Below are 9,779 nucleotides of genomic sequence, written 5' to 3'. Positions count from 1 at the left end.
GTGGGCGGTGGGTTGCTACAAGGTCATGCTCCTTACGGGGCGCAAGGATTCAAACACTTTGCGGTTTTACCAATCGGCGGGGTTCAGTTCGGATGACAAACAAGGCTTCATCGCTAAGCCCGCGGGCTAACAAGTCCGTCAACGGGACGCCAAACTGCTGCGCACTTTGGTTCCCTCCGCTGCGCTCCGGCGCCCGTTACGTCCAACGTTAGGCACCTGAAATGCACTTGCCGCAGTCGATAAAAGCTATCCGCGAGATCTTTGTCGGGCGGTCTGTCAATTTGCCGGAGCTCCCGGGCGTGTACGCGTTCTGGTGGCTTGGCGAAAGGAGCACGCTGATGTCTGCGAACAGGCACATAGTGCTGAAAGGCCCGAAGGAGCAGCCCGTTGACGTGGAGTACAAGGACTGGTGGCCAACGGAGCTCTTCTACCCATGCTTATACGTGGGTAAAACAACAAACATGAAGAAGAGGTTCTCTCTTCACATCAAGAGAGATTGCCCGGGCCGACTTCATGCCGCTCACCCTGAAAACTGGAAAGCGATACCAAGAACTACTTCCTGTCAGCTCCGTTGGGGCATCGAGCATGTCTTCCCCAATGAATCCGATCCCCTTAAGACCATCTATAGCTCTGTCGGCTTCTCCTACAGAACCGACTTTGCGGAGAATGCAATCGCGGAGCGCTTCTTTGAGGAAGATCGTTTGGTTGGTACTTGGCGCCCGTGGTTCAACATCGACTCGGAGCGCTGAGGTGCCTAACCCTTCCATCGAGCGGACGTCTTACAGCCGGCTGCGCCGTCTGCAAGCCGCCGCTCATGTCGAACGTTAGGTGCTTCGTGAGCAGAGATCTAGCGGCGAATTCAGAGTACGCGCGATATATGCGGGCATGGATTCATAACCTTGCGATGCCGTCTGAACCAGAGATTCGAAACGCTTTTGCGTTGCTTGAACAATACTGGGATGGCACGCTACAGACAGATCTCGAGCCTATTAAGGCCAAGCTGTGGGCCTGGGTTGACGCAAACGGGGGGCCTCGAGTGTCTTCCGAACGCTCACTTCTCGTTGCGAGAATGGTGCTTTGCTTGGCGTACGAAAATAACCGCGAGCTAGAAGACATGGGGTTCTTTGATGATCTCCTTCACAACTACGGCGTACCCCGCAAGACGATCAACCTGTATGGTTCCGGCAATCCTCCGCCCCGCACCTAACAGTTCAGTCAACCGGACACCAAACTGCTGCGCAGTTTGGTTCCCTTCGCTGCGCTCCGGTGCCGGTTACTTTCAACGTTAGCCTCGTGTTGAATAGCCCTCAATTCCTGTCGTCAGCAATTGAATCGCCGTCCCGGCGCCAGGCGCTTTGCGGGGCACCGCACGCTGCTGCCAGCTCGGCGGGTCATCGCGCTGCACGGCGCTTGCGCGCTCAACCGTCGCGGGCTTCGAGGGCGGCGCCTTCAACGGTGAGTGCGCGTTTCCCCGCGTCCGCGTTTAGCGGCTTTGCGCTGTCAGCGCGTTTGCCCGGCGTTCTTCCCGGCACGCTTCTCGTCGGCTCGCAGCGCGTCGTTTCTGGTTGCGCTGCTTCTTTTGCGGTTCGGGTTTTGCGTCGGCTGGCCGTTGCGGCGAGCCATTTGGTTTCTCAATCGGTCACGGGTTGCGCGGCTAACACGTCAGTCAACGGGACACCAAAATGCTACGCATTTTGGTTCCCTCGGCTGCGCCTCGGTGCCCGTTACCTCCAACGTTAGAGCTCCCACTATGGCGTCTGACTCTCTTCCGTTTTACCAATACTCGCCGGGCGCCACGACCGACGAGTTACTTGCGCTGGAGGGTCACTTCCGGAACGACTCAATTGTTGCGGCGTTCGAAGCGGCGCTCGAACAGAAAGCACAATTGAGCGAACAAGAAAGAGTAGTTCTCGCAGTAGAGGCTGTGGAACGCGAGGTGAACAACGGTGGCTTCTTGCAGTTTTTCGCTAACTCGTCCAAATCGCATGCGCACTTTGCTCCGAGCGCGTTCCGTCAAATCGCCGCACCGCTGACTTCCGCAATGTGCGAGGAAGCCCTCCAATTGGTAACGCACGGTGCGGTTCTCAGCGATGACGAACTTGAAGAGCGTGTCATGGACCCTGACGAAGTTCTCGAAGAGCGCCTGAGCGAAATAGACAAACGCTATTACTCTGGGCCAGAAGAACCCCTCTCCGAAAAGCTGTTCGAGTTCATTAAGCGCAATCGAACCAACATCCGCGCAAATGAGCTCTAACCAGTCCGTCAACGGGACGCCAAACTGCTGCGCAGTTTGGTTCCCTCCGCTGCGCTCCGGCGCCCGTTACGTCCAACGTTAGGCCTACCAATGATGGGACCGTCAGAGCTGGAACTGTTCGAACAGATTGCAAAATTCCATCGCGAACTGAATCGAGCAGAAGTTGTACCGCCCAATTGCTATCGAAGAAACAAGGTTCACTACGACCTCGTTTCCTACATCAACAATATTATCGGCCTCGTTCTCAGTGAAAACTATGAAGTCATCCCCGTTTTCATAGGCCGAGCGTTGTCGCACATGGAAGCATTTCCATCTAACAGCGAGTCGTTGCATTACTACTCTTGCGTAAACCGGTATCTTGCGTTGGTCGCAACGCTTGTCCTGTCTCGGGGCGTCTCTCTAGGCGACTTTGTTCCAGCGCCATTCGTTGAAGCTATCTGCGTCAATGCCAGCTAGCTACGTGCGCAACGCCACGCCTTGGCCTAACAGGTCAGTCAACCGGACACCCAAACCGCTGCGCAGTTTGGGTCCCCTCCGCTGGCGCTCCGGTGCCGGTTACTTTCAACGTTAGGCCCCCTATGGATGCGTCTGTGGTGCTCTGCGTTGACGGCAAGAAGCAATCGCTGTCCGCCTTCGCAATTCCGGAAATGAGCTTGAGTTCGGCTCGGACCGAAATGAAGAAGCACAGCTTTTCCGTCACGGTCAGCGCTTCGGACATGCTGGCGCGCCTCGCGGCTCCGTACGATGCATGGGTGGCTGACTCGAAGAAGGATGACCAGCTTTGTGCTGAGCCACAAGATGAGTTGGCTGAAGCAGGGTATCCAGCGCTGCAGCAGGTGCTCGCCATGCCGAATCTTTTGGAGCTTGTGGTGGGCCACTACTTGTTCGGAGAACTCGTGCGGCCGTTGATTTGGAACGGCCACGGTCCCATCGAGTACTGGTTTGATCAAGTCACTTCTTGCCGTTCAACCGGCATAGTCGTCGAGGTTGCTGGTGTGTGCTTCAGCAGGCGTTGAGCGCCTTCTTCTGCTCGGCCGGTGGCCTAACCCCTCCATCGAGCGGACGTCTTACAGCCGGCTTCGCCGTCTGCAAGCCGCCGCTCATGTCGAACGTTAGGCGCCGCTTTTTGTTGCGCGAAGAAATCTGATTTCACTTATTGGCAGTTCTTTCTGCGGCTAACGGAAGCGCTATGACATCGAACGAAAAGCAATATTGGTTTCCCGCAAAACGTTACGGTTGGGGCTGGGGCGTGCCAACAATGTGGCAAGGTTGGGTCGTTTTGGGCCTCTTTGTCAGCCTTGTCCTGGCAGGCGTGGTTACCGTACTTCCAACCTATGGGACAACTGGCTTTGCCGCCTACACAGGTGTGCTCACACTCGCGTTAACTGCCATCTGCTGGGTCAAGGGCGAGCGCCCGCAATGGCGTTGGGGCAAGAAGTGACGGCGGCGCCTAACAAGTCCGTCAACGGGACACCCAAATGCTACGCATTTGGGTTCCCTCGGCTGCGCCTCGGTGCCCGTTACTTCCAACGTTAGATTTCTACAATGACAATTTACCGCGTACTCAAAGCAGAGAAACGACCGACCATTGTGGTGAAGAAGGGTTTCTGTTGGCCAGCGCTTTTCGTTGCGCCGTTTTGGGCGCTATATAAGAAATTTTGGCCTTTAGCAGCCGTTACAGCCGGTGTCGCTGCGACGCTGAATTTCGCGGTGCGCTACGCTATCCAAAACGATGCCATGTTGCTCGGTTATCTCATTACAGGGGCGCATGTCGCGTTCCTCATTTTTGTCGCAAAGAACGCGAATCTTCTCCTTACGTCCTACCTGCTTTCTAAGGGTTATGAGGTTACAGACAACTTAGAGGCCGAAAGCTACGATGAGGCTCTTGACTTAGCAAATGGCATACGACGTGGCAGCAAGGCGAGGGCCACGTAAATTGCATACGGCGCCGAAATCTAACAAGTCCGTCAACGGGACGCCAAAATGCTGCGCATTTTGGTTCCCTTCGCTGCGCTCCGGCGCCCGTTACGTCCAACGTTAGAGCGCATGATCTTCGCCATCTCCACTGATGACAAAACCATTTGCGTTTTTGCCTCGGAGGCGGAGGCGGTTGCGTACTGCGAAGGCTTTGACGTGTCGTCTGGAAATTGGCTCTTCTTCAACGACCGTGGCATTCCAATGCGCGCTAAATTCTCAACTCCTTCTACCCAGTCGGGAATGATAGTCACTCATGGCGTCTATTATTTGACTAGCACCGGAGGTCGGCCTTTGAGTCAGCACCTCGAAGGTGTGGCAGCGGTTGAAGGACCGGAGGGGCTTCGCTCCAAAGATGAAATCCGCAGCTATCTCGCCAAACACCAGGACTGAGCGCATGTGCGATCGTGGTTCATCGCGCTCTAACAAGTCCGTCAACGGGACGCCAAAATGCTGCGCATTTTGGTTCCCTCCGCTGCGCTCCGGCGCCCGTTACGTCCAACGTTAGAGCGCAAACCATGCATGGGGCACGAGTTCTCGTCGAGTTCGTATCGTCAGCGGTCGGAGGGCGCGACATTCCGCTGGTCCTCTCGCCAACGTATCGCCCTCATTTCCGGGTCGGCGACGGCGAACACCTAGGCGTCACGTTTATCGAAGAAGGGCGCATACCTGTCGCGTGCGGCGAGGTTGTCGAGGCACGCGTACTTTTCGCATATTCCCCAAGCGTAGAGTACAAGGCGCTTCAGGTTGGCACTCAGTTCTCAGTTTTGGAGGGTGCCCGCATCGTTGGCGTTGGCATCGTCGTAGAGGTCTTTCAACATGCCCCAGCGCTCTAACAAGTCCGTCAACGGGACGCCAAAATGCTACGCATTTTGGTTCCCTCCGCTGCGATCCGGCGCCCGTTACGTCCAACGTTAGGCGTGATTCATGTCATTTGAAACATTGCCAGATGACGAAACTCGGATCGAGCGAGAGCGCTGGTTCTCCATGTCATTTACGGCTGCCGGCCCCGATAGATACGCTGGGCCAATCAGCACTCACGCCTTACTTCTGGAAGTAGACATTCGCAGGGCGTTCGTTGCAGGCGCATGGATTTCCACAATAACCCTTGCGTTTGCAGCAATAGAGGCTCAATTTCGACAAGTTTTTGCGGGTGACTATGAAAACCGAGCCCAGTTGCTCTTCGGCGAGAACGCCGATCTGAACTGGTTAAGAAACTTGCGCAATTCAATCGTCCACGCTGGCCAGCCCGGGCTTCCATCGCCTGTTTGGGGCAGCAGTCCCGGTGACCTTCTGGGCACACACGCGAACCTTGAGGCCAACGCACGCCGGGCGGTTGCAATCATGTTTCGGGAAAACTATGGCCGGCGCCCCGCCTAACAAGTCCGTCAACGGGACGCCAAAGTGCTGCGCACTTTGGTTCCCTCCGCTGCGCTCCGGCGCCCGTTACGTCCAACGTTAGGGCTCGCACGATGGGTCGTCAGTTCGCCTACTTCTGCTTGCCAGAAGATCTAGCCGAGATCGAAGAGAAGGTCTTTGTCCCTGCCGGGGGAACACTTCTCGTGGTAGAGAAGCGTAATGAGCGTCACTACATCGTTCCGATCGGCAACTTCCCTCTGGCAAGGGAACTCATGGGAACGCAATCGTTGTCACTTTTGTTGGCACCTCCAGAACCACTCCGTTCCTTAGTGTTCTCGGGCCCTTGGCTAGATGTCGCAAACTCGAACGTAATTACAGTTGATCGCTGCTACCTGAAGGACGGCGGCATTCGAAGCGGGCGTTTCTGGTATGAGCCAAAGGTGTTTAAAGACGGCACCTTTCATGAAAAGCCAAAGGAATTTGTGGCTTGGGCACAAGCAATCTTCAACCAGACCAAGAAACTTCTTTCCCGCCAGAGTTTCAGCCATGGCAATCACACACTTACTGAGTGGTTCGGCCGTCAAGCGTGGCGTGAGGTCAAGGAGGGACGGCTTGTCGTCGCGCTCAACTAGCCCTAACCAGTCCGTCAACGGGACGCCAAAATGCTGCGCATTTTGGTTCCCTCCGCTGCGCTCCGGCGCCCGTTACGTCCAACGTTAGAGCGCACGAGTGATCGAGGGCATTTTCAATTTCGTCGCCTCCTGGCTCGTTGAAGTTTTGCTCACCGTGGTCTTCTATTGGCCAGGCTGGCTTGTCCTGCGCCTAGTCACCGTGGGTCGCTATCCGCCGCGCCTAGAACAACCACATAACGTGGTGTTTGTCTCAACCATTGGGTTCGCCGCCTTGTTGGCAGCGCTCACTATCGGTTATCAATTGAGCGGCTCATGAAAACAAACCCAGTTCAACGGCCGCGCTCTAACAAGTCCGTCAACGGGACGCCAAAATGCTACGCATTTTGGTCCCCTCCGCTGCGCTCCGGCGCCCGTTACGTCCAACGTTAGGCATTTCGTGGCAACACTCATCTGGCAGGCACCTCTGCGGTACTTTTCCCCCGGTGACGAATCCGCCTTTTTCTCATGGCTACAGTCCATCTCCGGAGTGGTTTCCGTTCAAGGCCGCGGCCGCGAACTCCATATTCGCCTTCGCTCCAAACGCCTTTCGGCTCAGAGCCTTCGAGAATTCATCGCGCTATACCAGCGCTATAGCGGCGACATGCGAGAGCTTGCGCAGTTCAGCAACCCGTCGAACGCGTCATGGTTTGCCGACCCCGATGCACCTTGGCACTCTCATGTGTTTGGGGGCGGCAGTGCTGCCTAACAAGTCCGTCAACGGGACGCCAACATGCTGCGCATTTTGGTTCCCTCCGCGGCGCTCCGGCGCCCGTTACGTCCAACGTTAGAGCGCACGAGTGATCGAGGGCATTTTCAATTTCGTCGCCTCCTGGCTCGTTGAAGTTTTGCTCACCGTGGTCTTCTATTGGCCAGGCTGGCTTGTCCTGCGCCTAGTCACCGTGGGTCGCTATCCGCCGCGCCTAGAACAACCACATAACGTGGTGTTTGTCTCAACCATTGGGTTCGCCGCCTTGTTGGCAGCGCTCACTATCGGTTATCAATTGAGCGGCTCATGAAAACAAACCCAGTTCAACGGCCGCGCTCTAACAAGTCCGTCAACGGGACGCCAAAATGCTACGCATTTTGGTCCCCTCCGCTGCGCTCCGGCGCCCGTTACGTCCAACGTTAGCCATATGCAAACGCGCCCTGTCCGGTATTACATCGCCGCGGCCGCGTCGGCTTTGCTGTTCGCGCGAGCCGCACGTGCAGACGCCGGCGTTCCTTTGCTGTTCCTTACCCTGCCGGGCATGGTGCTCGCGCTGTTGCCGGTAATAGCAATTGAAGCAATTGTGCTGGCGCGCACATTTAGGTCCAACGTCTTATCCGTGTTAAAGGCCTCCGCGTTGGCCAATATTGCGTCGACGCTCTTGGGTATTCCAATTACATGGGTCGTATTGGTGTTGTTGCAAGACCTGACCGGAGGAGGCCGATCGTACGGGTTAACAACTCCCTTGCAGAAACTTCTGGCGGTTACCTGGCAAGCCCCGTGGTTAATACCATACGAAGGCGACTTGTATTGGATGGTCCCGGCTGCATCGCTCGCCCTCATGGTTCCATTCTTCATTGCCTCGGTGTACATAGAGCTAGCGGTTGTTCTCCGAATTGTGGCCGACAATCCCCCGTTATTGGTCCGCCGCGCTGTCTTACGTTCAAACCTTCTTACCTACGCCATTTTGTGTTTCCTAAACGCAGGCTGGCTTATTTCATCGCTTTCCCGAGGGGCAGCACATGGCTAACCAGTCCGTCAACGGGACGCCAAAATGCTGCGCATTTTGGTTCCCTCCGCTGCGCTCCGGCGCCCGTTACGTCCAACGTTAGCCATATGCAAACGCGCCCTGTCCGGTATTACATCGCCGCGGCCGCGTCGGCTTTGCTGTTCGCGCGAGCCGCACGTGCAGACGCCGGCGTTCCTTTGCTGTTCCTTACCCTGCCGGGCATGGTGCTCGCGCTGTTGCCGGTAATAGCAATTGAAGCAATTGTGCTGGCGCGCACATTTAGGTCCAACGTCTTATCCGTGTTAAAGGCCTCCGCGTTGGCCAATATTGCGTCGACGCTCTTGGGTATTCCAATTACATGGGTCGTATTGGTGTTGTTGCAAGACCTGACCGGAGGAGGCCGATCGTACGGGTTAACAACTCCCTTGCAGAAACTTCTGGCGGTTACCTGGCAAGCCCCGTGGTTAATACCATACGAAGGCGACTTGTATTGGATGGTCCCGGCTGCATCGCTCGCCCTCATGGTTCCATTCTTCATTGCCTCGGTGTACATAGAGCTAGCGGTTGTTCTCCGAATTGTGGCCGACAATCCCCCGTTATTGGTCCGCCGCGCTGTCTTACGTTCAAACCTTCTTACCTACGCCATTTTGTGTTTCCTAAACGCAGGCTGGCTTATTTCATCGCTTTCCCGAGGGGCAGCACATGGCTAACCAGTCCGTCAACGGGACGCCAAAATGCTGCGCATTTTGGTTCCCTCCGCTGCGCTCCGGCGCCCGTTACGTCCAACGTTAGGCCCACCAATGCAAATTACCTGCGAAAACTGTGGAACAGAGTTTCTAATCTTTTCGAATGAAGATGCGTGCGCGAAGTGCGGCTGGGTGCCCCCTGAGCCTAATTTCAATAACTTTGGAGTTATTGCACCGAGTAAGAATCACTTGCGCAATGGCACATCACCCTCGGAAGGCCCAGAGTGGTGGCGCATGGTCCTCGCGGCGCCGATAATGATACTGAGCTTTGGTTTGATCTATTTGGGTACAAAGATGGGGCGCAACGGCGGAGACCTTGCGTCTGTCCCTGGCATCATTTGCCTTGCTGCCGGAGGGGCAGTCCTCGGCACACGATCACCAATTGGAACCTCATTGGCGTGCGGCGCGGCATCCCTGTTGCTCCTGTTTGCGTATGTCTTTGCTACAAACATCTGCTTCGTTTGCAAATAGAGGGAAAGGCCCCACCGTGCCTAACAAGTCCGTCAACGGGACGCCAAAATGCTGCGCATTTTGGTTCCCTCCGCTGCGCTGCGGCGCCCGTTACGTCAAACGTTAGCGCCCAAATGCCGACTCTCCGAAACACACTCATTCGAAAGCGTCGAATTCTGCTCGTGGCGTTCTACCTGCCGCTATCGGTTATTGCGGTCATGTCGCTCTTTAGCGAATCCTTGCCACCCGAAATGCAGGGGCGTATTGCGCTCATCGCGGGGGCCGTTGCAGTTGTTGCGGGGTTTGCCCAATTATTCTTGCTAAAGTGCCCGGCCTGTTCAAAGTCTATTGATCCGCAACTTCGCATCAAGTATCTGCGCCCCATAAACTATTGCCCGTATTGCGGTGTCAGCCTTGATAGCCAGTCGCGGCGCTAACAGGTCAGTCAACCGGACACCCAAACTGCTGCGCAGTTTGGGTTCCCTCCGCTGGCGCTCCGGTGCCGGTTACTTTCAACGTTAGCCTCGTGTTGAATAGCCCTCAATTCCTGTCGTCGGTAATTGAATTGCCGTCCCGGCGCCTGGCGCTTTGCGGGGCACCGCATGCTGCT

At 56.1% G+C, this 9,779-nt stretch carries 11 protein-coding genes; all 11 read left to right on the top strand.

The window, feature by feature from the left end; all coding sequences use genetic code 11:
• Positions 1-221 precede the first annotated feature (221 nt).
• The 11 genes from GGR36_RS21425 (at position 222) to GGR36_RS21365 (ending at position 9,606) form a co-directional block, all read left to right on the top strand.
• Positions 222-749, top strand: coding sequence for a hypothetical protein (locus tag GGR36_RS21425; RefSeq protein ID WP_207064403.1), 528 nt, complete (start codon positions 222-224; stop codon positions 747-749).
• Between the two features lie 1,001 nt (positions 750-1,750).
• Positions 1,751-2,254 carry a DMP19 family protein gene (locus GGR36_RS21420; RefSeq protein ID WP_183638567.1) on the top strand — a complete coding sequence of 168 codons (504 nt, stop codon included), beginning with the start codon at positions 1,751-1,753 and terminating at the stop codon, positions 2,252-2,254.
• A gap of 578 nt (positions 2,255-2,832) precedes the next feature.
• Positions 2,833-3,270: a hypothetical protein gene (locus tag GGR36_RS21415; RefSeq protein ID WP_183638564.1), complete on the top strand. Its 438-nt coding sequence runs from the start codon at positions 2,833-2,835 to the stop codon at positions 3,268-3,270.
• 173 nt (positions 3,271-3,443) lie between these two features.
• Positions 3,444-3,695 (top strand): hypothetical protein, encoded by a 252-nt coding sequence (locus GGR36_RS21410; RefSeq protein ID WP_183638561.1) that lies wholly within the window; start codon positions 3,444-3,446, stop codon positions 3,693-3,695.
• A 104-nt stretch (positions 3,696-3,799) separates the two neighbouring features.
• Positions 3,800-4,189: a DUF2628 domain-containing protein gene (locus GGR36_RS21405; protein ID WP_183638558.1), complete on the top strand. Its 390-nt coding sequence runs from the start codon at positions 3,800-3,802 to the stop codon at positions 4,187-4,189.
• Positions 4,190-4,300: 111 nt separating this feature from the next.
• Positions 4,301-4,621 carry a hypothetical protein gene (locus GGR36_RS21400; RefSeq protein ID WP_183638555.1) on the top strand — a complete coding sequence of 107 codons (321 nt, stop codon included), beginning with the start codon at positions 4,301-4,303 and terminating at the stop codon, positions 4,619-4,621.
• A 534-nt stretch (positions 4,622-5,155) separates the two neighbouring features.
• Positions 5,156-5,608, top strand: coding sequence for a hypothetical protein (locus GGR36_RS21395; protein WP_183638552.1), 453 nt, complete (start codon positions 5,156-5,158; stop codon positions 5,606-5,608).
• A 92-nt stretch (positions 5,609-5,700) separates the two neighbouring features.
• Positions 5,701-6,219 (top strand): hypothetical protein, encoded by a 519-nt coding sequence (locus tag GGR36_RS21390; protein ID WP_183638549.1) that lies wholly within the window; start codon positions 5,701-5,703, stop codon positions 6,217-6,219.
• Between the two features lie 97 nt (positions 6,220-6,316).
• A complete protein-coding gene (locus GGR36_RS21385; protein WP_183638546.1) occupies positions 6,317-6,535 on the top strand; it encodes a hypothetical protein in 219 nt (72 codons plus the stop codon).
• A 520-nt stretch (positions 6,536-7,055) separates the two neighbouring features.
• Positions 7,056-7,274 (top strand): hypothetical protein, encoded by a 219-nt coding sequence (locus GGR36_RS21380; RefSeq protein ID WP_183638546.1) that lies wholly within the window; start codon positions 7,056-7,058, stop codon positions 7,272-7,274.
• Between the two features lie 2,077 nt (positions 7,275-9,351).
• The gene (locus GGR36_RS21365) at positions 9,352-9,606 is read left to right on the top strand and encodes a hypothetical protein (RefSeq protein WP_183638539.1); all 255 of its coding nucleotides are present in this window, start codon (positions 9,352-9,354) and stop codon (positions 9,604-9,606) included.
• Positions 9,607-9,779: the final 173 nt, after the last annotated feature.

This window comes from Niveibacterium umoris (assembly GCF_014197015.1).
GTDB lineage: Bacteria > Pseudomonadota > Gammaproteobacteria > Burkholderiales > Rhodocyclaceae > Niveibacterium > Niveibacterium umoris.
The sequence above is the reverse complement of the archived record's forward strand: the minus strand, read 5'-3'. Positions and strand labels throughout refer to the sequence as shown.

Coding starts and splice junctions, on each gene's coding strand:
- GGR36_RS21425 (WP_207064403.1), top strand. CDS start 222: ATGCACTTGCCGCAGTCGATAAAAGCTATCCGCGAGATCTTTGTCGGG.
- GGR36_RS21420 (WP_183638567.1), top strand. CDS start 1,751: ATGGCGTCTGACTCTCTTCCGTTTTACCAATACTCGCCGGGCGCCACG.
- GGR36_RS21415 (WP_183638564.1), top strand. CDS start 2,833: ATGGATGCGTCTGTGGTGCTCTGCGTTGACGGCAAGAAGCAATCGCTG.
- GGR36_RS21410 (WP_183638561.1), top strand. CDS start 3,444: ATGACATCGAACGAAAAGCAATATTGGTTTCCCGCAAAACGTTACGGT.
- GGR36_RS21405 (WP_183638558.1), top strand. CDS start 3,800: ATGACAATTTACCGCGTACTCAAAGCAGAGAAACGACCGACCATTGTG.
- GGR36_RS21400 (WP_183638555.1), top strand. CDS start 4,301: ATGATCTTCGCCATCTCCACTGATGACAAAACCATTTGCGTTTTTGCC.
- GGR36_RS21395 (WP_183638552.1), top strand. CDS start 5,156: ATGTCATTTGAAACATTGCCAGATGACGAAACTCGGATCGAGCGAGAG.
- GGR36_RS21390 (WP_183638549.1), top strand. CDS start 5,701: ATGGGTCGTCAGTTCGCCTACTTCTGCTTGCCAGAAGATCTAGCCGAG.